At 37.8% G+C, this 24,030-nt stretch carries 19 protein-coding genes; 11 read left to right on the forward strand and 8 right to left on the reverse strand.

The genetic code is table 11. The features are described 5' to 3' along the window. Positions 1-120 precede the first annotated feature (120 nt). The 6 genes from ATE92_RS08680 to ATE92_RS08705 form a co-directional block, all read right to left on the reverse strand. Entirely contained in the window at positions 121-2,385 is a 2,265-nt protein-coding gene (locus tag ATE92_RS08680) for an ATP-binding protein (RefSeq protein WP_100803331.1), read from the reverse strand. An 85-nt stretch (positions 2,386-2,470) separates the two neighbouring features. Then, positions 2,471-2,857, reverse strand: coding sequence for a DUF2809 domain-containing protein (locus ATE92_RS08685; RefSeq protein WP_100803332.1), 387 nt, complete (start codon positions 2,855-2,857; stop codon positions 2,471-2,473). Between the two features lie 10 nt (positions 2,858-2,867). Next, on the reverse strand, positions 2,868-4,217 hold the full coding sequence (gene creD, locus ATE92_RS08690) for a cell envelope integrity protein CreD (RefSeq protein WP_100803333.1): 1,350 nt from the start codon (positions 4,215-4,217) through the stop codon (positions 2,868-2,870). A 53-nt stretch (positions 4,218-4,270) separates the two neighbouring features. After that, entirely contained in the window at positions 4,271-4,564 is a 294-nt protein-coding gene (locus ATE92_RS08695) for a transcriptional regulator (protein ID WP_100803334.1), read from the reverse strand. Then, positions 4,565-5,176, reverse strand: a complete 612-nt coding sequence (locus ATE92_RS08700; protein WP_100803335.1) for a hypothetical protein — start codon at positions 5,174-5,176, stop codon at positions 4,565-4,567. It lies immediately after the preceding gene. A gap of 82 nt (positions 5,177-5,258) precedes the next feature. Next, positions 5,259-7,529, reverse strand: coding sequence for an FG-GAP-like repeat-containing protein (locus tag ATE92_RS08705; protein ID WP_100803336.1), 2,271 nt, complete (start codon positions 7,527-7,529; stop codon positions 5,259-5,261). 704 nt (positions 7,530-8,233) lie between these two features. On the opposite strand from ATE92_RS08705, the gene ATE92_RS08710 reads away from it, so the two are divergent. Beyond that, positions 8,234-8,596 carry a DUF1801 domain-containing protein gene (locus tag ATE92_RS08710; protein WP_100804399.1) on the forward strand — a complete coding sequence of 121 codons (363 nt, stop codon included), beginning with the start codon at positions 8,234-8,236 and terminating at the stop codon, positions 8,594-8,596. Here ATE92_RS08710 and kdsA read toward each other — a convergent pair. Together kdsA and ATE92_RS08720 are read right to left on the reverse strand one after the other, a co-directional pair. Continuing rightward, the gene (kdsA, locus tag ATE92_RS08715) at positions 8,587-9,405 is read right to left on the reverse strand and encodes a 3-deoxy-8-phosphooctulonate synthase (protein WP_100803337.1); all 819 of its coding nucleotides are present in this window, start codon (positions 9,403-9,405) and stop codon (positions 8,587-8,589) included. The two genes, ATE92_RS08710 and kdsA, sit on opposite strands and share 10 nt — an antisense overlap. Positions 9,406-9,503: 98 nt before the next feature. Further along, a complete protein-coding gene (locus ATE92_RS08720) occupies positions 9,504-10,901 on the reverse strand; it encodes a T9SS type A sorting domain-containing protein (RefSeq protein ID WP_100803338.1) in 1,398 nt (465 codons plus the stop codon). Positions 10,902-11,225: 324 nt separating this feature from the next. Here ATE92_RS08720 and typA point away from each other — a divergent pair, with 324 nt between their 5' ends. The 10 genes from typA to ATE92_RS08770 all read left to right on the forward strand — a co-directional run bounded on the left by typA (position 11,226) and on the right by ATE92_RS08770 (position 24,006). Further along, complete coding sequence (typA, locus tag ATE92_RS08725; RefSeq protein ID WP_100803339.1) at positions 11,226-13,019, forward strand: translational GTPase TypA; 1,794 nt, start codon at positions 11,226-11,228, stop codon at positions 13,017-13,019. A 92-nt stretch (positions 13,020-13,111) separates the two neighbouring features. After that, positions 13,112-13,318, forward strand: coding sequence for a hypothetical protein (locus ATE92_RS08730; protein ID WP_100803340.1), 207 nt, complete (start codon positions 13,112-13,114; stop codon positions 13,316-13,318). Next, positions 13,302-14,687, forward strand: a complete 1,386-nt coding sequence (locus tag ATE92_RS08735; protein WP_100803341.1) for a nodulation protein NoeA — start codon at positions 13,302-13,304, stop codon at positions 14,685-14,687. Before ATE92_RS08730 ends, ATE92_RS08735 begins: the two co-directional genes overlap by 17 nt. 1 nt (position 14,688) lies before the next feature. Next, positions 14,689-16,185: a hypothetical protein gene (locus tag ATE92_RS08740; protein WP_100803342.1), complete on the forward strand. Its 1,497-nt coding sequence runs from the start codon at positions 14,689-14,691 to the stop codon at positions 16,183-16,185. Further along, entirely contained in the window at positions 16,142-17,656 is a 1,515-nt protein-coding gene (locus ATE92_RS08745) for a sulfatase-like hydrolase/transferase (protein WP_157809594.1), read from the forward strand. Before ATE92_RS08740 ends, ATE92_RS08745 begins: the two co-directional genes overlap by 44 nt. 13 nt (positions 17,657-17,669) lie before the next feature. After that, positions 17,670-19,145 carry a sulfatase-like hydrolase/transferase gene (locus ATE92_RS08750; RefSeq protein WP_100803344.1) on the forward strand — a complete coding sequence of 492 codons (1,476 nt, stop codon included), beginning with the start codon at positions 17,670-17,672 and terminating at the stop codon, positions 19,143-19,145. 17 nt (positions 19,146-19,162) lie between these two features. Further along, entirely contained in the window at positions 19,163-20,635 is a 1,473-nt protein-coding gene (locus ATE92_RS08755) for a sulfatase-like hydrolase/transferase (protein WP_100803345.1), read from the forward strand. Between the two features lie 102 nt (positions 20,636-20,737). Next, positions 20,738-21,610 carry a GNAT family N-acetyltransferase gene (locus ATE92_RS08760; RefSeq protein WP_232729139.1) on the forward strand — a complete coding sequence of 291 codons (873 nt, stop codon included), beginning with the start codon at positions 20,738-20,740 and terminating at the stop codon, positions 21,608-21,610. Continuing rightward, the gene (locus ATE92_RS08765; RefSeq protein WP_100803347.1) at positions 21,607-22,707 is read left to right on the forward strand and encodes a DegT/DnrJ/EryC1/StrS aminotransferase family protein; all 1,101 of its coding nucleotides are present in this window, start codon (positions 21,607-21,609) and stop codon (positions 22,705-22,707) included. The genes ATE92_RS08760 and ATE92_RS08765 overlap by 4 nt, the downstream gene beginning before the upstream one ends. Next, positions 22,708-24,006 (forward strand): O-antigen translocase, encoded by a 1,299-nt coding sequence (locus ATE92_RS08770; RefSeq protein WP_100803348.1) that lies wholly within the window; start codon positions 22,708-22,710, stop codon positions 24,004-24,006. It begins immediately after the preceding gene. The last annotated feature ends 24 nt before the right edge of the window (positions 24,007-24,030 follow it).

The following is a 24,030-nucleotide window of genomic DNA, read 5'->3' on the forward strand; positions in this document are numbered from 1 at the left end:
CAGCTCTTTTAAGCGATAGGCTTATGTGCCAAGAAACGACCGGAGCGATGCTATGCTGAATTGTTGAAGCAATCATGTAGACTATAGCCTTAATTTAATTCACCCAACGTAATTAAGTAGTTATTTTGAAATATGTTTGAGAAGTGTTTCTATAAAAACCTCATTCTTATAGGGCTTGATAATAAGGTCGTTCATTAAGTTGAACGAGTGTTCCCCCACTACTTTTTCCAATTCTACTGCTGTGAGGGCTATAATCGGAATGTCTGTATTAAAGGTTCTAATTCTTTCGGTAGCTTCAAACCCGTTCATTTCGGGCATATTAATATCCATCAGGATAAGATCAAATTCTTCACTTTTGGTCATTCGGATTGCATCCGCTCCGCTGCCGGCTACCTTAGCAGTCGCTCCATAGGTCTCGATATATTTTTGGGTAACCAACTGATTAATTTTGTTATCGTCTACCACCAGAATATGAGTTCCTTTGAGAGGCAATGCATTCGTGACAGTATTTTGTACTTGGGCTTCAGCCTTACTGCCGGGAGTGTAATACAAATCGAATCGGATTTCGGTTCCCTTACCTTCTTCACTTTTAAGATCAATCTCAGACCCATGCAGCTCCAGTATCTTTTTTACAATGGGGAGACCCAGTCTTGCGCCCTGATATTGATTTCCTGAACCGGTTGTTTGTGCAAATTCATCGAAGATGTTTTCTTGCTTCTCCTTGGAAATTCCTATTCCAGTGTCTTTCACTAAAAATTGAAGGCAAATCTCATTGCCTTTATCGGCTCCACGATCCACCTGAATGGTTATAGTTCCATCATTTGTAAATTTTGATGCGTTCCCAACAATGTTGATTAAAACTTGAGTGAGATTTACTTCATCTCCAAAAAGGTATTTAGGAATTTTTTTATCAATTATTATTTTATAATTATTAGGATGTTCCTCATTGAGAAACTTCGAGGATTCAACAACATTGTTAATTAGATTCTCAAGATTAAACTTTGTTTTTTCCAACTCTTCTTTTTTTGTATTCTCAATTTGAGTGAGTTGGAGTACATTATTAATAAGTGAGAAAAGGTAATTTGCAGAGAATTTCAACGATTTCAAATCTTCGTCATGACTCTTTATTTTTTTGTCTTTTATAAGAATGTTTGAAATCCCGATAATTCCATACATAGGTGTTCTTAGCTCGTGAGTTATGTTAGAAAACAAAACGGTTTTAGCCTTAGATAACTCTTCACTTTTTTCTTTCGCCTCTAAGTATTGTTTATTCTTATGAATTAGATCAATAAGTAATTTTTTTCTTTTGCGATACGAGCCGAATAAAAACAATGAGAAAATTAAGAGAATGCCGGATGCAATTTTAACCCATAATATAGTAGTTTCTCGTTTAGTGGTTTGCGTATTTACTTCATTTTGTAGTGCTTGAGCTTTTAGTTCTTGCTGGAATTGATTGAGTTTAAATTTTGCCGTAACGGTCTCAATAGCTTCAATTTTATCAGTTTTGTATTTTTCAGCTCTGTATTCATCTGCCTTTTGAATGAGTGCATAAGCAGCGCTATAATTACCATTCAACGCTTCTGCTTTGGCGTAAAAGTCGTAGCCTTCAATTAAAGGATCTGTAAATCCCGATTTTTCGGCGAGTTCGATACTTTCGCGCAGATTTTTTATTGCTAATCCCGGTTCTTTTTTCAGATAGTGTAGTTTTCCCACATTCAACTTCGCGACCGCTCTATATGCATCGACAGTAGAATTACTAATGTAATTGTTGGTTTGCATGACGTAATACTCGGCCGTTTTTATATTTTCCTGATCGAGATTAAGCTCTGCAATATTAAAGTTGAGAATAAACAGGTGAGAGGTGTCATGTAGTTTTTCAGCAAGGGGGATTGCCTCATTGTACAATTTAATGGCGGGTTCTGCTTTTTCCTGAAGGGCGTAGTAATTTCCTAAATCGATTAGAGCTGTTATAATACTTCTGTCATCGTTGTATCTATCTTCTTCTAACGCGTCTTTTGAAACTATCCTATTTGCTTGTATTTGCTCGGCTTCAACCAGGGCTTCGGTAAAAATTCGTTTGGCTTGTGTAGTATCTTCAATTTTGAGAAATGCATTTCCCATTATACTGGAAATGGAAAAAATAGTTTTATAATCGTTTATTTCTCTCGCTAGTTTTAAGGTTTCTTCTCCAACTTCAATCGCCAGATCGTAATTGTTTCTATAAAACTGATTTCGTGTGAATTTTCTTAGGGAATCAACTCTTTTAACTTTTAAGGCCCTCTGGGCCAATTTAGTCGAATCGGATTCAGTTCCGGCTGAAACCTGAGTGTAGGAAATACTCGGAAATAGGACTATTGCAAGTACAAAAAGTATAAGTAGTCTCAATCAGCTATGAATTTTGGGAGCTTAAATATATAGAAAAATTAAGAAACTTGAATTGATACGTAGCAAAATACTAAAAATGAAATATTTAGTTACTCTTAGCCTTATTGACATCACACCTAATTTTTTCCAATAAAAGTATAAATACAAAGCCTATACTATAGGCCACTAAGTCCCAGGGATCGAAACTTGATCCAATCACAGTTTGAAGAATTTTTGAGTGAATTTCAAAAAACTCGACCGGATTTAAAATTTGCACAAATTCAATTGTAAAAGCAAAGAGTAGCGCGCCTAAGGCAATTTTTACAGGAGAAATTAATAAGAAGGTTCTCAGGAATGTATACAATAGGATAACTACTAATACATCTCCCAAAAACCCTCTCACTATGGGATGAAAATGAAACAGAGCAATTGCTATTTCAACCAGTAATAAAATGATTGTAATTACAGCATATTTTTTTCTGAATACCCACATCCTATCTTACTTAAGATTCGTTACCCCAGTCTATTTTTCTGGAAGCAAACATAACCAGAGCCAAAATAACAAACAATCCAATACTACCTACCAACAGCGCATAATTCTCCAACTGAATGATTACATAAATAAATCCGTACAAAGAAGCTAAGGAGGTACACACCAAGAGAGGAAATTTAAATCCTTTTAAAATAGCACGGGAGTAAATAGTAATCAGCCCTAAAACCGAAGCTCCCGCAATGGCATAGGCTTTCAGAAAGGTACTGTGTTCTGAAATTGACAGTAATAAGGTGTAAAACATCACCAACGCCAAACCAATCATCACATATTGAAAAGGATGAATGTGAATTTTGCTCACCAATTGTATTAACAGAAAAACAAGCAAGGTTAAGCCAATAACCATAAAGCCGTATTTGGTGGAACGTTCACTTTTTTGATATTCATCAACGGGGATGATTAGTTTGGTTCCAAACCCGAACTCGGACAGATTGGGCAAACTTCCAAAGAACTGCTGCTCAAACTGTCTGTTTATCTGAAAAACCTCCCAGGAGGCTCTAAAACCATCTTTGGTAATTTCACGGTTCTCATCCACCGGCAGGTATTTGCCATCAAAACTGGGCGAATGCCAATTTGAAGTCATAGTCACTTTGGTTTCTTTACCAACAGGAATAAACTTGATACTCTCACTCCCGTTTATTTTTAAATTGAAGGAAAAGGGGAGGGGATTTTTATTTTCCGGAGTGATAGCTGTTATGTGCTCACTTTCAATTGTATTTAGGTATTCCTGATCGTATTTCGGGGTCATGGATAGACTTTCATTGCCCAACTGCACTATGAGGCTGTTTCTAATTCCCTTCAAATTTGAAGTACGTACCTGCACCGTTATTTTGTCCCAAAGAATGTCATCATCGGCAATGTCTTTTTCCGAGAAATCTATGGCGGGAAAATTTCCTGCTACACTATTATCTGCTGTATACACCACAGACTGGTAAATTCCGCGTTTTAAAGGCTTCGATTCGACCGTGGAAGTTATGCCGAGAGTGTCGGGCAGGAGGTAGGCATTTCTAATTATGACCTCGGTCTTTTTTTCGTAGGTTTTTGTTTTTTCAATAAAAATAGTCTCTTCCTTGTAGGTTTTATAGGGTATTTTGAGAATGGGTCCGGAGAACAACACCTCATTTCCCCATTTCCCATTAATTTCTCGCACCACCTCTTCCTGCCTGTAGGCTCGCTCACTTATCAAGGATTTCACAAATTCCAGCGGAATTAATAAAACCAATAATAAAAATCCCACAATGAGCATACGCGCAGTAATAGAGTTGCGCATCCAGTTTCCAAATTTGCTTCTTTTTTGTTCCATAATATAATTTTAAAGTACTTTGTATTTCAAAGTTAATTAATAAAAAAATAGCGTTATTCCTTTTTTAGGAGTTTTTCCAGGGCACTAATGTGTTTGCCGAATTCGGCTTTGCCCAACGCTGTAGCCGAGTAACTGGTGTTGGGTTTACGGCCTATAAATTGTTTTTGAACCAAAATGTACTTCGCCTGTTCCAGCGCCTTAATATGACTTGCAAGATTGCCGTCGGTTACCTCCAGCAATTCTTTCAACCTGTTGAAATCGGCTTCTTCGTTTACAACCAAAATAGACATAATCCCCAGGCGTATGCGATGATCAAATAGCTTATTTATGTTGTCTATAATTCCCACTTATTTTTGCTTTTTTTCCTGAAGATACATTACACTTCCATATATCACATGCATCACTCCAAAACCTAAAATCCAAAGCCAAAAGCCATAACCCGGTAAAATTGCACACACCAAGCCTAGCGCTATTTCTATATAGCCTAAATACCGAATATGTCCAATACTGTACTTTGCGGCATTTACCAAAGCCAGTCCGTAGAAAATGAGCATCAGCGCTGCGGTTTGCCCGTATTTTTGCTGATTCAAAATAATAAGAATGTATAGCCCGCCGGCGACCAAGGGAATTAAAAAATTAATAATTAAGCGCCGTGAAGAAGCGTCCCATACTTTTACACCGCTCTTTTTTGCTTTTCGGGTGGTTAGAAATATTGCGGTAATTACACTGAAGAAAGCAATTAAAAAAAGGTCCAGTAATATTAACCTGAAAATATAGCCGTCCAAAATTAAGTATTCCCTTCCCGAGTTTGCCACCAACCAGTAGGCAACTGCTCCGCCTATTAGTGCGTAGACTCCTGCCAGAATTCCCGACAAACCGCTTAACGAAATAAATCGCGAGGATCGATTCATTAAATTCTTAATCTCGCTGATATCCTTTAAATAATCTTGCTCACTCATAATAAAGTACTTTGAAAAACAAAGTAACACTATTCTTTTTCAATAACAAAGCAGAAAGTTGTTAATTTTTCATTAAATATAATTAATGGGCCATGGAAGTGTGTTGCTTCGGAAACTCAAAAGACTTTCTGGACACCTCGATGAGGTTTTCGTTCCCTTCGATAATCTTAATTGTAACACCTGTAGCTGAAGAACCGTAATCTGTATATGTCGCCTTACCATCGGGCCAGTTTACTGCGATGCTTTTGATGGCTTTACAATTCCCCAGCCCAATTTCCGCTTGTAAGCTATTGGCTCCAAAGCTTCCACCGGAACTCACGGTATTATAAATTGTTCGGGTGGATCCATCGTGATTTTCCAAAGTGATTTTAATTCGAGCCCCTATTGCAGATCTATTCGAAGCGGTTCCTTGCAACTGAACAGTAATCCATTGGTTCGACGTTCCCGGATTTTCATACAATGCATTCTGGAAGACATCCCCCGAGACCGAGCCGCCCATTACCGCATAAATATCCTGATCGCCATCATTGTCTAAATCGGCAAAGCCTATGCCGTGTCCTTTTTGAATATGCCCGAAATTTCCGGCATAGGTGACATCCTGAAATGCTATCCCGGCATTATTACGAAACATTCTGTTGGGAACTATAGCCCGATAATCGGGAGCACCCGTGCCCAAATAGAAATCCAAAAATCCGTCGTTATCCAAATCGCCGTAATTACAACCCATGGCAGGTAAAATACGATCTAAATGCTGTTTTTTTGTCACATTTTCAAATCGATTTGATCCTGTATTTCTATAGAGTCTTGGAAGATCGGCCATCTTCTTTTGACCTAAATAATCGGCCGCTGTTTCGGCAGCTTGCTGCGATAGGGAATAGCTGTCAAAACAGGTAACAAAGATATCTTCCCAACCATCGTTGTCGAAATCAAAGAACCAGGTGGGAAAACTTTCAATAGGTTCAGAGACACCGGCGGTTGGCGCAATGTTTTCGAATTTCCAATCCTCGATATTTCTTCCCCCTTTGTTGAGCAGTAATTTATTGGGACCATTTAAAATGGAGATATAAATATCCGGCAATCCGTCGTTATTGATATCTCCACTATTCACTCCTTTTATGTATTCTGTAAAGTTCAATCCAAGCCGGGGCGCAACATCTTTAAATGCCCCGTCTTTTGTATTCAGAAAGAACTGTGCTGGATTTAATTCTTTTGTCGAATGCGTTTCATTTCCAACGTACAGATCCAGCCAACCATCGTTGTTAAAATCTAGCCATACTGCAGACTGAGTGGGTCTTTTTGCATACAATCCTGAGGTTATGGTTACATCGGTGAAAGTGCCGTCACCATTGTTTTTAAGTAACGAATTGGGTAATTGCCCCATCCAATTAAATCCGCTCCATGCACCCCGACAAATAAAGAAGTCTAAATGGCCGTCATTGTTATAATCTGCCTGAATTAAATTCAGTCCACCGGTAAGTCCGGAAAGGCCTGAAGCTTCAGTTTTGTTAGTAAAAGACCCATCACCATTGTTTTCAAAATAAAGAACATTTCCGAAGAGACCCCAAGAAGAAACGATAATATCTATATAATCATCGTTATTGAAATCGTCCACAATCACACCCCCAGCCAGTCCGTTTACATCCAGCCCCACATTCATCGCGATGTTTTGGAATACTGCCAAGTTATATTCGGGTTTGAATGCCGAAGGAGGGATTAAATAGGCTTTCGGAACTTGTTGAGGATATTCGTCCAATGTCATATAGGCAAGGTTGAGCAACCATCTGCTTTGAAGATCATCGGGAAACACCTTGAGTATTTCTTTATAAATTTCAATAGCTTTTTGCGAACCTCGTTTATTGGTGTGAATTCCTTTTCCTTTTATAGGAAAAAGGCAGGATTCGGCCGAATGATTGTCCCGACAATTAATTTGCTCTGCCAGGCGCATATAGCTTATAGCTAATGCTTCGTGCAGTCCCTTAGTGTTCTTTGTAATTACCTTGTTCTCGGGCAACTTTTCCAGAAGTGTTTCAAAAACATCTATGGCTTCCTGAGACTTTCCGGCATTGAGTAATGTTTTTCCGTAATCTATATACAGCGGAATCGATAATTGATTGTTGGCTGAAGCAGCAGTGACCGCTTGCTCGATGAGTTTTAATTTTTCGGCACTCTCATAGGGATGATTTCTGAAATTAACTAAGGATATAATAGTTTGAATACTATCTATCATTTGGTCGGTTGATCTTCTGAAATCCTTTTGTTTTGGCGTAATTTCTATACCCGAAACCTCTTTGGGGGAGTCTTTACATGCCCAAATAAAAAGAAGAATAGCTAAGTATTTATAATTGAGTACCATTGACAAAAGTTAAAACCTGCAATAGGGCAATGTAGAACTATTATTCAAAAATTCAAAAAGAAGAAACAATGATTTTCCTTTCTCAAATACAGTCATTTCCCCCATATAATTTCTGAACAAGGGTTGCATCTTTGTAAAGCTTAATTAATTGAGGAGTTAATAAATAGCAAATAATAGGAGGTTGCTCGTTAAAAGGTAACCTTCTTTATTTTGTGACGAATAGCATTGATAATTAATTAAATACGCTTCACAATAGGAAAAACCCTAGAGGAGAAACAGGAAAAACCCCCTTGCATTACATATAACTTTATTCGGATATTTGAATGTCTTACAGAGATGATTTATTTCTAGCCATAAGACAACGTAACTAATCGTTATAAATTAATTGGGGAGTTAATAAAACGATTATATAAAAAGTTGCTCGTCCTGAGCAACTTTTTTTCATCATAAGTTTTCTGAAAAACAGGAAAAACCCTGTTTAAAAAAGGGGTTATGCCTCTTGTTTGGAGCCTGCGTAAGCCTCATCTTTGTATAGCTTAATTAATTGGGGAGTTAAAAAAAGCGATTTAAAAAGGACAGCTCTAATTGAGCCGTCCTTTTTTCATTACAAGACATATTATTTGAAACTAGCCAAGTTTATTTAATTGAAAAAGCCCTGTCAAAATTTTGACAGGGCTTTTTATTTTAAAAGTAAATTTGCCTTTATGAAACCTGCCGAACAATATATAGTATCGCAAGTTGAGCCGTTTCGCTCTATGTTACTACATCTTCAGGTAACCATCCAAACCACCATTCCCAATGCGGTATTGTTATATAAATGGAAACTTCCCTTCTATTATATAGGGGGAAAACTCCCTTTTTGTTATCTCAATTGTGCCCGCGGCTACGTAGATTTGGTCTTTTGGCATGGGACACATCTTGTTAAGCACCCCAATCATTTGGTCTTAGGGGGTCGCAAGCATTTGAAATCACTCCGTTATAAAACTCTGGAAGATATCAATCAGAAAATTTTAGTAGATCTTCTCAAGGAAGCCTATTCGGTAAAAGATAAAAATTATTACAAATGATTGATGGTTTTGCGAATCGCCACCAAGTCGGTAAGTAGTTTTTCCAAATGATGTAGATCCAGCATATTGGCACCGTCGCTTTTTGCATGTGCCGGGTCGAAATGCGTTTCAATAAAAAGGCCGTCAACTCCTGTTGCTATTCCGGCACGGGCAATGGTGCTTATCATATCCGGGCGACCTCCGGTTACACCAATCGACTGATTGGGTTGTTGCAGACTGTGTGTCACATCCAACACTACGGGAGCATACTGTTTCATGGTAGGAATTCCTCTGAAATCCACGATCATATCCTGATAACCAAACATGGTACCCCGATCGGTAATTAGTGCTTGATCATTACCCGAATCTGTTACTTTTTTTACAGCGTGTTGCATGCTTTCGGGACTCATAAACTGTCCTTTTTTAAGGTTGACTACTTTGCCGGTTTTTGCCGCGGCAACCACAAGATCGGTTTGTCGTACCAAAAAGGCAGGAATTTGTAATACATCTACATATTCTGCTGCGATGGCTGCGTCATCTACTTCGTGAATATCGGTTACGGTTGGCACATCGAAAGTTTCAGAAACTTTTCTGAGAATTTTTAAGGCTTTTTCGTCTCCAATCCCTGTAAAACTATCAATTCGGCTGCGATTTGCCTTTTTAAAACTTCCTTTAAATACAAATGGAATCTGGAGTCGGTTGGTGATGGCCACAATTTTCTCGGCTATTACCAGCGCCATTTCTTCACCTTCGATAGCACAAGGTCCGGCGAGTAAGAAAAAATTGTTGGAGTTAGTATGTTTTATCTTCGGAATAAGATCGATGTTCATTGTGCGGTATTTTAGAAAGGCAAAGATAATGAAAAGCACGAAGTACCTCCCGAAATTAAAGCGGATAATATTTTAGCTGAAAGATTGCAATACTTAGCTTATTGCTTGACTATTTTATGGGTTTCAGAATCACCGGCTGTTCCTGTTATTTTCAATAAATACAATCCCGAAGCTAAACTTGAAAGGTCGATTGTATTGTTTTCAAAATGTACTTCCATTCGTTGTCCAAGATCATTTGAAAGCTCGATAGTTGCAATTTGGTCGAAAGGTAATAATGTAATTTCTTCTTTGGTAGGATTGGGATACACAACAAATATATTTTGGGTGTTTTCTGAGAGTCCAAGAATACCGGTATTTTCGTACCAGGCTATTTTATCGTCAGATATAGACGCCGAAACAACATCAATAAGACCATCTCCATTAAAATCGGCAATACTTATAGACCTTAGATGATCTATTTCTGTAGTTATGGTTCTTTCATTTCCAAATGTACCCAAGCTATCCATATTTTCTACCCAATATATTCTATCAGAATCATATTCTCCCACTAGGATGTCATTATCTCCATCGTTATCAATATCAACAAACCTGCCATTTATATAGAGATCCTGTCGATCTCCAAAGCTTCCCAGGTTATCTATATTTTCAAACCAAAAATAGAAATTACCAAAGTCATCATGGTGAGTGGATACCGCTATATCTTTTTTTCCGTCGGTATTTATGTCGATATATTGAATGCCTCCAACACTTATCCAATCGGAAGCCGGTACAAGGAATTGATGAATTTCTTGGTCTGAATCGAACATGCCGTCACCTAGATTTCTATACCAAACCAATTTACCCGGACCGTTACCAAGTTCATAGGCTGTTAACATATCTAAAAGACCATCATTATCGATATCCACCATATTCGGCAAAGCTATAGATGTAATAAAGAAATTTTCTATTAGTATTTGGGCCTCGCCATAAGTAGTATTACCATCCACATTTTCATGCCATACAAGCCAAACTGAGAAAGTGTCTGAAATCGTAGCTAAAAGGTCAAGGTCTCCATCGTTGTCAATATCGGTCGGTGTTACCCCTTGGATATGATTTCCGATTGTTTCTAAAATTATTTGTTCAGGGGCAAAATTGCCTACGCCATCAAGATTCTCCAGCCAAGCAACATTTCGAGGGTTGTTCCTTAAATAAATAAGGTCTTTATCGCCATCGCTGTCTAAATCGACAAAATCAATAGAATAAAAATAGGCAGTTGCATTCGATATAAGGATTTCGGGGCCAAAATTCCCTTCACCATCAAGATTTTTGTGCCAATATAATCGAGGTTCATCAATACCCGTTTTTAAAACATCGGGAATCCCATCATTGTCAATATCAAATGGTAACGCGATATATGCTCTTCCTGTTGTAGACGATATAATCTGTTGCGGTCCAAATTGAGCGATTGTAACTCCAATACAAAGCAGATTGGCTACCAGAAGTAATTTTAGCTTCATAGCTATATCTTTTTAAAGGGGAGTTAGTTAAAGATAGCATTTTTTTGAATATTATGCATTCTATCATCGGGAGGGCATCTTTTTTTTGTAAAATTTGACAAGAACGGACTGCGTTAAGGATAGTAGCGGCATCCCCCAAGAACTTGGGGATACAGCGGATAGCCTGTCCCGCCTAGAGCGGGAACGCCCAAAAAATAATTAACGCTTTGTTATGCTTTAATCGGCTGAGAAACACTACTTTTGCACCCGCGAACAGGAAGGGTTGTTTAAACAGCTGTAAAATGCTGATACTGAAACTGTTTTGCCCAAAGAAAGAAGCATCTTATGAATATCAAGAACATTGCAATTATTGCGCACGTAGATCACGGAAAAACTACATTGGTAGATAAAATTATGCACCACTGCAGCCTGTTCCGCGAAAATGAACATACAGGGGATCTTATCCTGGATAACAACGATTTGGAGCGCGAACGTGGTATTACCATTACATCGAAAAACGTTTCGGTAGTATATAAAAACACTAAGATTAACATCATTGATACGCCCGGTCACGCCGATTTTGGTGGTGAAGTTGAGCGTGTATTGAACATGGCCGACGGCGTTTTATTATTGGTAGATGCCTTTGAAGGTCCCATGCCACAAACTCGTTTTGTATTGCAGAAGGCGATCGACTTAGGTTTAAAACCTTGCGTGGTGATTAATAAAGTTGATAAGGAAAATTGTACTCCGGATGAGGTGCACGAGGCTGTTTTCGATTTGATGTACGAATTGGGAGCAGAGGAGTGGCAATTGGATTTCCCAACCGTTTACGGTTCGGCAAAACACAATTGGATGAGTGATGATTGGAAAGATGAGACCGATACTATCGAGCCTTTGTTGGATATGGTATTGGAACACGTTCCCTCACCTAAAGTTTCGGAAGGAACTGTACAAATGTTGATAACTTCATTGGATTATTCGTCGTTTACCGGACGTATTGCAATTGGACGTTTACAGCGTGGTGTTTTAAAGGAAAATATGCAGATAATGCTTGTAAAACGCGATGGCAGCAAGGTAAAATCTAAAATAAAGGAATTACATACCTTCGAAGGTCTTGGACGTTTAAAGGTTACTGAAGTGCGTGCGGGAGATATCTGTGCGTTGGTTGGTTTGGAAGGATTCGATATTGGTGATACCGTTGCCGATCTTGAAAACCCTGAAGCGTTAAAAACCATCGCCATCGATGAGCCTACCATGAGTATGTTGTTTACCATCAACGATTCTCCATTCTTCGGGAAGGATGGGAAGTTTGTTACTTCTCGCCATATTAGAGAGCGATTGGAGCGTGAGTTGGAAAAGAACCTTGCCTTGCGTATGGAATCTACAGACAGTGCCGATAAATTTATGGTTTTTGGCCGTGGCGTACTGCATTTGTCAGTATTGATTGAAACCATGCGTCGTGAAGGATACGAATTGCAAATTGGTCAGCCGCAGGTAATTATAAAAGTTATTGACGGGGTTAAATGTGAGCCGGTTGAAGAAATGACCATCGATTTGCCGGAAACCGTAAGTGGAAGAGCCATCGATATGGTGACGTTGCGAAAAGGGGAGATGTTGAGTATGGAAGCCAAAGGTGACCGTATGATTTGTAAATTCAATATTCCGTCTCGTGGAATTATTGGATTGCGAAATCAATTGCTTACCGCAACTGCCGGGGAAGCTATAATGACGCATCGTTTCTTAGAATATCAACCGCTAAAGGGTGGAATTCCGGAACGTCAAAACGGAAGTTTGGTATCTATGGAAAACGGAGCGGCCATTCCTTATTCTATCGATAAATTACAGGATCGCGGACGTTTCTTCGTGAATCCTAACGAGGCTATTTACGAAGGACAGGTTATTGGTGAAAATACACGTCAGGATGATATGACCGTAAACATTACCAAAACCAAGAAATTGTCGAACGTACGTTCTTCGGGAGCAGATGATAAGGCACGAATTATTCCTGCGATCAAGTTTTCGTTGGAAGAGGCTCTGGAATACATTCAGAAGGACGAGTATGTTGAGGTAACACCCAACCATTTACGTCTGCGTAAAGTATACCTAAAAGAAGTAGACAGAAAGCGGAATAAACTGTAAATATTCTTGGTGATTGTTCCAATAAACTCTTGGTTTTTTAGTTTATTTGTAACTGTTTTGTAATGAAATCATCAATTTAATAAAAGATAGGTATGAATTATTTTTTGTATTTCGACCCGGGATTAGGAGCTATGATTGTGCAGGCCATTGTTGCAGTGGCAGCAGGGGTAATTTTATTTTCAAAAAATGCGATGTATAAGGTGAAAGCTTTTTTCGGCTTGCTGAAAAAGGAAGATGATACTTACGATTCAATAGATATTGATGAGCAAGATACCGACATCCATGACGAGAAAAAATAATTCGACACACCAAGCTTCATTTAGAGACCCTTCGGGCTATATGTTTCACGATGGAGATACCCTGAGAAGGGTGATAAATCCCATCTATTTTCCGCAGTATAACAAACTGAAAGAAAGCGGTTTTTTCAAGGCATTAATCGCTAATGAGTTGCTTATTTCTCATGAAGAAACCTCAGTTGCCGAAGATAAAATTGTAATCACTCCCGAAAAAATTCCGTTTATCACCAATCCGTATGAGTGGAGTTTCGACCAGTTCAAACACGCAGCCTTACACACCTTAAAAATTCAAAAATTCGCCTTGTCTAAAGGTTTTATTCTGAAGGATGCTTCGGCATATAACGTGACGTTTCACAAAGGGAAACCTATTTTTATCGACACCCTTTCTTTCGATTTTTATGAAGAAGGAACACCATGGAGAGCTTACAAACAGTTTATTACACACTTTTTTGGACCGTTGGTCCTGGCAAAATACCATGGCACCGAAGTTTTTAAAATGCTACAGACCCACATTGACGGGATTCCTGTAAAGTTGATTGCTTCCATGCTGCCGGGGAAATCGAAACTAAGTTCTACATTGTACACCAATATTCACCTGTTGGCGAAGATGGAAAGTAAGCACAGCGAAGATTATAAAGCCGAAACCAAGGTTGCAAAACTTTCAAAAAAGGCCCAAAGTAATATTCTTGAAAATCTGTTCGATTTTATCAAGAAACTGGAAATCAAGGAAGCCTCCGAATGGGGTGATTATTACACAAAAACCAATTACGAAAATGCGGCTTTTGAAGCCAAAAAGGAGCTTATAAAGAGCTGGGTACAACCGCTTGAGCCAAAGACGTTAATAGATGTTGGCGGGAATGACGGAACCTTCGCAAGAACGGTATTGGACAAAGTATCTCACGTAATTGTGACCGATATAGACAGCAATGCGGTAGATTTCAACTACAAACAAATTCAGCAGAACAAGGAGACCAATATGTTGCCGTTTGTGTGCGATGTCTTACAACCCGCACCGGGAATTGGCTTTAACAATACGGAGCGTAATTCGCTTATTGAACGCCTCCAGGAATATGCACCCGATGTGACCATGGCCTTGGCGTTGATACACCACATCACTCTATCGGGGAACATTCCCTTTGAGAAGTCGGCCGAGTTCTTTGCAAAATTTTCGAAGCATTTAATTATTGAATTTCCAACTAGGGAAGATTCCTGGGCGGAATCGTTGTTGGTGCGTAAACGCGAGTTTATAAATCATTTCGATTTTTATAATGAAACTCAATTTGAGGCAGGATATAAAAAGCACTTCCAGCTTGTGAAAAAAGAGGCCGTGGCCGGAACAAAACGCATCCTCTATTTGTTTAAAGCTATGTAAAATGGTCGTATCCAAATGGCGCCATTCTTTTACAAACTTTCTGAATAATACAAGACCGTACCCTATTTTAGCAGCCGTTGGCGCAGGCTTGTATCCGTATCTTTTTTACTTTTCAAATAACTTTGAGCTGGTCAATTCCTGGTCGCATGTAGGTTATTTTACACTTATATTTTTACTCGTACCGGCTATTTCTTTTTTCGCCGCCTCCCGAATTTTTGCCACTTCGGCGCTTAAAAAATGGCAGACTAAGGTGCTTACTTGCTTGAACTTTTTCTTTTTTCTGTTTTTTCTGAAGCTTGCATTTATTGGTGAATTTAAAAACGGAATAACGTTATTAGTCGCTTTCGTAGCAGTTGTTTTGGCATTGTTGTTCAGCAAATATTATAAAAGGATTATAATAATTCAGTTACTCCTAGCCGTTGTGGCATTTTTCTATTTGGTTCCTAAGGTAATCTCACAAGTATCCGAATCTTCCCGCTGGATGGAACAACCCGATGCTATTGAAGCAGTTGTCCTTGTTGAAAAACCTAATATTTATTTGATACAACCCGATGGGTACACCAATTTTTCGGAACTGAAAAAGGGATATTACAAATTGGAAGACAATACTTTGGAATCTTTTCTGGTGCAGGAAAAATTTACTTTGTATCCGGGTTTCAGAAGTAATTATGCTTCCACCTTAACTTCGAACAGTTCGCTGTTTGCAATGAAGCATCATTACTACCACCGAAGCTTTAATTTTACAGAATCCTTGAATGCACGAGAGGTAATTGTTGCTTCAAATCCGGTATTGAGCATACTTCAGAATAATGACTACAGTACCTATTATCTTGCAGAAAGGCCTTATTTATTGGTAAACAGGCCTGTTTTGGGATACGATTTCAGTAACTATTTGCAAAACGAGGTAGAATATATTACAACAGGTATTTCAGAAAAAAAGGACATCCTGCCTTTTCTGGAAGAATATCTAAATGATTCGATACAGCGTCCTAAATTCTTTTTTATTGAATTATTCTCCCCCGGACATATTGCTGTTACGAAGCAAAAGTCGGAAGGGATTGAAGCAGAACGTGACAAATGGATCGAAAGAATGCACGAATCGAATATGCAGCAAGAGGTAATTATTTCAAATATTAAAAAGCACGATCCCAAAGCATTAATCATTGTTTTGGCAGATCATGGAGGGTTTGTAGGGATGGAGTATATGCACGAGGCCTATCAAAAAACGGATGATATCAATTTAATTAATTCTATTTTCAGCAGCAATCTTGCGATCTACTGGCAGGGAAAAGAAGTTCCTTTAGCCGATGAATATTTAAAAAGTTCGGTAAATTTATTCCGGATTTTAATTAGTTATTTGAGTCAAAATACCTCTCTATTAAATAATTTGCAGGAAGATGGCAGTTATATTCCAATTACAAATGGGGCACCTAAAGGTGTTTATCAATATATAGATGCGAACAGTGAAATCCAATTTGAAAAATACAATGGAAAGTAAGGATATAGTAAGAACAACAAAACCTAAATCGCCTCGATTTTTGGCAATTATCACTGCCTTGGGGGCAGGATTGTATCCTGTTATTTTTTACTATACCAACAACTATTCACTTATCAATTCCTGGAAGCATTTAGGTTTCTTTATAGCATTGTTTCTTGTAGTTCCTATTGTTGTCTTTGTGTTTTTTGATTGGTTATTTAAAATTCCTAAACTAATAAAATGGCATAAACATGTGCTACCTTTTTTAAATATTTTTACATTCTTTCTTTTTATACAGCTTTGTCTCTACACAACCTTACAGTGGTTGTTTACATTGTTGATTCTTGGCCTTGCAATTTTATTTAGTATTTTCTTATATCAATTTTTTCGTAAGCTTGTTGCGCTTCAACTCATACTGGCATTTGTTGGCTTGTTCTGGTTAATTCCAACAATTAATACTCAGCTTTCCTATTCCAGCGAATGGATGTTATTACCCGACGATATAGAACAGGTGGTATTTAAAAAAAGGCCTAATGTGTATTACATTCAACCCGACGGCTACTTAAATATTTCAGAAATGAATACGGGCTATTATAAGATTGATAATGATGACTACGATTCATTCTTAAAAGAAAAGGGATTCAAACTATATCGCGATATTCGAAGTAACTATACTTCCACACTTGTTTCTAATAGCGCCACCTTTTCCATGATGCATCACTATTACAATAACGGATTTAATTTTTCGGAAATTGCCAATGCTCGAGAAGTAATTATCTCTAAAAATGCTGTTCTAGACATTTTTAAGAACAATAATTATAAGACACATTATATTGCAGAAATTTCCTACCTCCTAAACAATTTCCCTGAAATGGGATACGATGCCTGTAATTTCGATTATAAGGACATAGCTTTTATTACTGATGGATTTAAACGAGAAGAGGACATTGTAAAACCTGTAAGAAAATTTCTCAATGAAGACACCGTAACATCTAAGTTTTTCTTTATTGAAATCTTTAAACCGGGCCATGTAGAATCTGATGAGCAGAAAACCACAGGAAAGGAAAGGGAGTTCGAGATGTATAAAGAAAAACTTAAGATTGCTAACGAAAGAATAAAAAATGTTATTAATCTAATTCAAGAAAATGATCCTGAAGGATTAATCATGATAATGGCCGATCATGGCGGTTATGCCGGCTATGACAATATGTTGGATATTAGAAAAAAAACAATGGATAGAGATTTGCTCTATTCGGCTTTTAGTACACAGTTATCCATTAAATGGCCTAATAACGAGGCACCTGTTTTCGATACAAAATTTAATTCGTCTGTTAATGTCTTCCGAATTTTGTTTTCTTATATGAGTGAAAACGAAAAATATCTGAAGCATCTCCAGGACGAAGGAAGCTATACGCTTATTGAAGAGGGTGCGCCAAAAGGAATTTACAAAGTGATTGATGAGGATGGAACTGTAACGTTTAAAAAACACTAACTTGAAAAACTCTATGCTCGAAAGACTTGCGAAAACGAAACGATTCTCGTGGCTTGTTGCCTTGGCCGCAGGGTTGTATCCGTTTCTGCACTATTACAATAGTAATTTCGATATGGCCGATTCGTGGGTGCAATTCCTTTTCTTATTTTCTATTTCTTTTGTCTTACCCCTTATTCTTATTTGTATTTCCCCACTGGTTTTTAAAATTTCATTCTTACGACGCTTCGAAAAATACCGTCTGGCCGCAATAAATTTTGCAGTATTTGCAGGGTTGATTAGTCTGCTTGTGTTTTTATCGAATAAAAAAGTGTTGGTATTAACTATTTTTCTGGCTGCGCTCCTAAGTTTTTTATTGTACAAACATCTCGTGAAAATTATAGTGCTTCAGCTATTATTGGCACTCCTAAGTAGTATTAGTTTGCTTCCACGGCTTTGGTTTATGGCAAATTATTCAACATCCTGGACCCAAATAGACAATTCACTTGCCGAAGTGAATTTTGTAAAAACGCCTAATATTTACGTAATTCAACCCGATGGATATACCAATTTTTCAGAATTGCGAAAACCACCCTATAACCATTTGGATACCGGCTTTGAAATCTGGCTGAGACAAAATAATTTTGTGAATTACGAAGGCTTCCGAAGTAATTATAATTCGACCGTAACTTCCAACTCTTCGATGTTTGCCATGAAACATCATTATCTCCAAAATACGTTTAAAGGAAATTTAAAGACTTTTGGAGCGCAGGAAGTGATTGTAGGGGATTACAACAATGTGCTTAAAATTTTGAAGAGAAATAATTATAAAACCTACCTAATAACCGACAATTCTTATTTTATAATTAATAGGAAGAACACCCTCTTTGATTATTGCAATATAGATCAGAAGGACGTAAAACTCTACGATACGGGTCCCATTGCCGAAGCCGATATCATCCCAGACCTCAATGCCGTGATACAGGATGCCTCGTCTACTAATAATTTTTATTTTATAGAAAAGACAATACCAAGTCATATTGCGTATAGTAAATCTTATAGCTTGGGGGTGGAAGGCGAGCGACTGGCGTATTTAGAGCGTTTGGAAACTGCGAATACCTGGGTTATAGATTTAATAGATGTGATTTCTAAATACGACAATAATGCCATGATTATAATCGTTGCAGACCACGGTGGCTCTGTAGGATTGAGTTATGTTAAGGAAATTGAAAACAAAGAGCTTACAGAGACCGAAACTATTTCGGTATTTAGCAGCTTGTTATCCATAAAGTGGCCAAATAATGAAGTTCCGGATTCCTTATCGTTTAAATCGAATGTAAATTTGTTTAGAAATATTTTTTCGTATTTGAGTGATGATAAAAGCTTGTTGAATAATCTGGAACCCGATAAAAGCTTCAGACCAAAATACGATGGTTGGAGTGCAAATTATTACGAATGCATTACCGAAGATTATAAAGTCGTCTTTGATGTGATAGAAGAAAACAAGAAGTAATTACGAAAGATTTTACCATGAAGCATTGGTTACAAAAATTTTTACAAAGTCCCGGCACCCATCCAATTCTAGCGGGAGTTGCTGCGGGATTGTACCCTGTACTTTTTTATTACACAAATAATTATACACTGGTAGATTCCTGGGGTCATTTGGGATACTTCACGCTGTTTTTCTTACTTATTCCTATTGCGAGTTTTGTAACTATTGATCGGATTTCAAAAATTAAGACTTTTGCAAAATGGCAGAAATACGTATTACCCTTTTTAAATCTTTTTGTCTTTCTTTTTTTACTAAAAATTTGTTTGTACGCTGGACTCCAAAAGAAGATTGCATTGGGTATTTTAATAATCTCAGCTATAGCTGCCTTCTATTTACACAAGCATTTTAAAAAGTGGATTATTATTCAGTTGCTATTGGCCGCGGTTGGACTATTAACTTTGATGCCAACTGTAATTTCACAGCTTACCTATTCCAAAGCGTGGTTAAAACAGCCGGATAATATTGAAACAGCTGTCTTTAAAACCAAGCCCAATGTGTATTTTCTTCAACCCGATGGATATGTCAATTTTTCGGAATTAAGAAAGGGATATTACAATATCAATACTTCCGAAATGGAAAGTTTCTTAGTAGCAAATGGTTTTAAAAACTATCCCGATTTCAGAAATAACTATGCCTCCACACTGTCTTCCAACAGCGCAACCTTTATGATGAAACACCATCATTACAATAATGGTTCTAATTTTAGCGAAGCCATCAATGCACGTGACGTTATTATATCAGAAAATAGTGTATTGAGTGCGTTTAAAAATAATGGGTATAAAACACACTTTATTAGTGAAAAGCCCTACTTATTGGTTAACAGACCTAAAATGGGATTCGATATGAGTAATTTTGACTATGCCGATATTGCCTATATCAACACGGGTTTTGATCAAAAGGAAGATATTTTCACGCCTTTGAGTGCCTCAATCGACTTAAATCCGGAAACACCAAAGTTCTTTTTTGTCGAATTTTTTAATCCGGGTCATATTTCGAACCAAAAAAAGAATTCACTGGGTAAAGAAGGAGAAAAAGAGGAGTGGCTGGCAAGCCTCGGCAGGTCTAACGAAACGATAAAGAAGCTGGTAAGTTTAATTAAAGATAAGGATCCTCATGCTCTAATTTTAATTATGGCAGATCACGGTGGGTATGTGGGTATGGATTATGCGCAAGAAACTGAAATAAAAACACAGGACAGAGATTTAATTTATTCAATTTTTAGTTCAATTTTGTCTGTCCATTGGCCGGAAGGGAATGCCCCCGATTATGATGAAAAATTAAAAACATCCGTAAACATATTTCGGATTTTGATATCGTATCTTTCGGATGACGCAACCTATCTCAATAAGCTTCAGAGCGACAGTAGCTTTTTGATTATTAAAGAAGGCGCTCCAAAGGGTGTATATCAGTATATAGATGGTGAGGGGAACATAACATTTAAAAAACACTAGGTTATTTTTGAAATTGTAAAATATAATCCGTCTTACTTCGCCGAATGGAATCGTTTTATCGCTTCGGCCAAGAATGCCACCTTCCTATTTCATCGCAATTTTATGGAATACCATAGCGATCTATTTGAGGACTATTCTCTCATGCTATTTAATGGTAAAACTCTGGTGGCGCTTCTTCCTGCAAACAGGAAGGAAACTGTGGTTTATTCACACCAGGGCCTTTCTTACGGCGGACTGATACTTTCAAAAAAGGTAAAGTTCAAGGAAGTACTTTCAATTTTTAAGGAATTACTTTGCTTTCTGAATGCTGAAGGCATTGCAACACTGCAGCTTAAAACAATTCCTAAAATTTACCATAAACATCCGGCAGACGAGATAGATTACTTGCTTTTTTTAACTGAAGCCGATTGTTTCAGGACAGATCTTTCAAGTACAATCGACTTACATACGCCTTTAAAAATTCAATCCAACCGACTCGAAGGTGTTAAAAAGGCAGAGAAAAACAATCTTTCCATCAAAGAAGGGAGTCACTTTGAAACTTTTTGGAACGAAATACTCACTCCCAACTTACAAGATCGCCATAATGCATTACCTGTGCATTCCCTTGCCGAAATAGAACAACTTGCGGCAAAATTTCCAAAAAATATTACGCAGTTTAATGTTTTTAAAGAAGGTGCCATCGTGGCGGGAGCGACTATTTTTGAAACCGAAACCGTTGCGCATGTACAGTATATTTCGGCGAATGCCGAAAAACAGCAATTGGGAAGTTTAGACTATCTTTTCCATTTTCTTATTACCGAAAGATATAAGCAAAAGAAATATTTCGACTTTGGTATTTCCAATGTCAACCAGGGAAAAAACATCAATGACGGACTTTTATACTGGAAGGAATGTTTTGGGGCGCGAAGTATTGCACAGCAATTCTACGAGATTAAAACATTAAATTATTCAAAACTTGAAGCTGTTTTTATATGATACCATTTTTAGATCTACGTAAAATCAATCAACGTTTTGAATCGCAATTCAAGGAGCGTTTTCAGCAATTTCTCAACAGCGGATATTATATTTTAGGAAGTCAGGTAACGACTTTCGAAAATCAATTTGCAGCCTATTGCGGTGTCAAACACTGCATTGGAGTTGGGAATGGGTTGGATGCACTTAGACTTATATTGGAAGGTTATAAAATACTCGGAAAAGTAAAGGAAGGTGATTCTGTTCTGGTAGCATCCAATACGTTTATCGCTACCATTTTGGCCATTAAACAGGCAGGTTTACTACCCGTTTTGGTAGAAGCCGAAGCTGAAACCTATAATTTTGATATTGAAAGTATAGAAAAAGCAATTTCGAAAACCACCAGGGCAATCATGCCTGTACATTTATACGGACAACTGGCACCCATGGAGGCAATCATTGAAATTGCAAAAAAACACAGTTTACTGGTAATTGAAGATTCGGCTCAAGCACATGGAGCTATTAATGCGGATGGTAGAAAAGCGGGAAATATAGGGAATGCAGCAGGATTTAGCTTTTATCCAACTAAAAATCTAGGGGCCTTGGGAGATGGAGGTGCTGTAACTACAAACGACGATGCTTTGGCTTCGGTAATACGGAAATTGGGGAATTACGGGACTTCTTCAAAATATGTAAATGAATTTCTTGGTTTCAACTCGAGACTGGACGAACTTCAGGCAACATTTTTATGTTGTAAAATTCCTTCCCTGGATTCAGATAATACACTTCGGCGTAATATCGCTAAACGATACCTTTCAGAAATATACAATGAAAAGATCAAGCTTCCGGTATGGACAGGAGGCGATGACCATGTTTTTCATTTGTTTGTAATTAGGGTTGAGGAACGGGAAACGCTTAAGGCGCATCTTGAAGCACAAGGAATAGGGAGCTTAATCCATTATCCTATTCCACCGCATAAACAAGAGGCTTTGCAGGAATTTTCTCATTTATCGTTTCCCGTTGCCGAAAAAATACATCGCGAAGTGTTGAGCATTCCTATGAGTCCGTTGCTTACCGAAGAAGAGGTAAGTACTGTAATTTCAGCTTTAAATTCGTATTAATTGAAGATACCAGACTTTATACGCGGAAATTTGTTACTTAAAATGACCTCTCTCAATGCAGTGGTTATAGGGGTGCGTCTGGTAATAGGTCTGTTTATTCAGCGTATCATGGCCGAATTGCTCGGTGAAGCCGGATATGCCAAAACAGGACAACTTCGCAGTCTAACACAAATCCTTACCTCTCTCACTTCTCTTGGAACTTTTAATGGAGTGGTAAAATATGTATCGGAATTCAAGAATGACGAGACACAATTACAAAAGCTGTTTTCTACAGCCTTTGTTTTTGTCGCCATTGGATCTGTTTCATCGGGAATTATTCTCTTTTTTGGCGCCGATTATATAAGTGATTACTTATTCAAAACAACAGAGTATGCCTATGTTATAAAAATCCTCGCCCTGATGGTTCCGCTTATAGGGATTCAGCGGATTTTCAACGGGGTGGTAAACGGACTTTCACGATACAAAAAGTTTGCTTCCATCGAGCTGATAGCCTATTTGCTAAGTGCTGTTGTTACCGTAGTTTTATTGTACCAACATAATATAGACGGTGCACTTATTGCGATTGCCATTACCCCGGCAATTCAGTTTGTAGTACTTCTTTTCATCTTTATCAAGGTGCTTAGGGAATATGTTCAATTTTCGAAACTTTCCTTTAAAATTCCAATGGCAAAGGAATTGATGGCCTTTGCGATTATGTCTTTTGTGTCCACAATCTTGTTGGGTTATGTTGAAATTGATATTCGGAATATGATTACCAGTAAGATTACCGAAGCCGATTCCGGAATCTGGACTGCCATGAATACACTCTCTCAAAACTATATGGTCTTCTCGGGAGCAATTTTTACATTGTATGTCATTCCAAAATTTGCTACAATTTACACTCGCAACGATTTTAAAGTTGAAGTACTGTCTATTTATAAAACCTTGTTGCCGCTGTTCGCTGTTGGAATGATCCTGATTTATGTCTTGCGAAATGTGGTGATAGATGTTGTTTTTCCTGGATTTGACAGTATGGAGCCCTTGTTTAAATGGCAGTTGTTAGGCGATTTTGTGCGTCTGGGGTCTCTGGTCTTGGCACATCAGTTTTTAGCTAAGAAGATGGTGCGGAATTTTATTTTTTCTGAAATTCTTTCATTGGCCTTATTTTACGGCCTCTCCTATTATTATACCGAAATCTATGGCGTGGAAGGCGTTGTAATCGCTCATTTTGTACGTTATATCATCTACTTCTTAGTAGTGTTATTTTTGGTGTGGCGCTATTTCAAAAAGAACGAAAAGAAAGCCGCCAGGAACTTATAATTGAAAATTAGTATCGTAAATTTG

The organism is Ulvibacter sp. MAR_2010_11 (genome assembly GCF_002813135.1).
In the GTDB taxonomy this organism is placed as follows: Bacteria; Bacteroidota; Bacteroidia; order Flavobacteriales; family Flavobacteriaceae; genus Altibacter.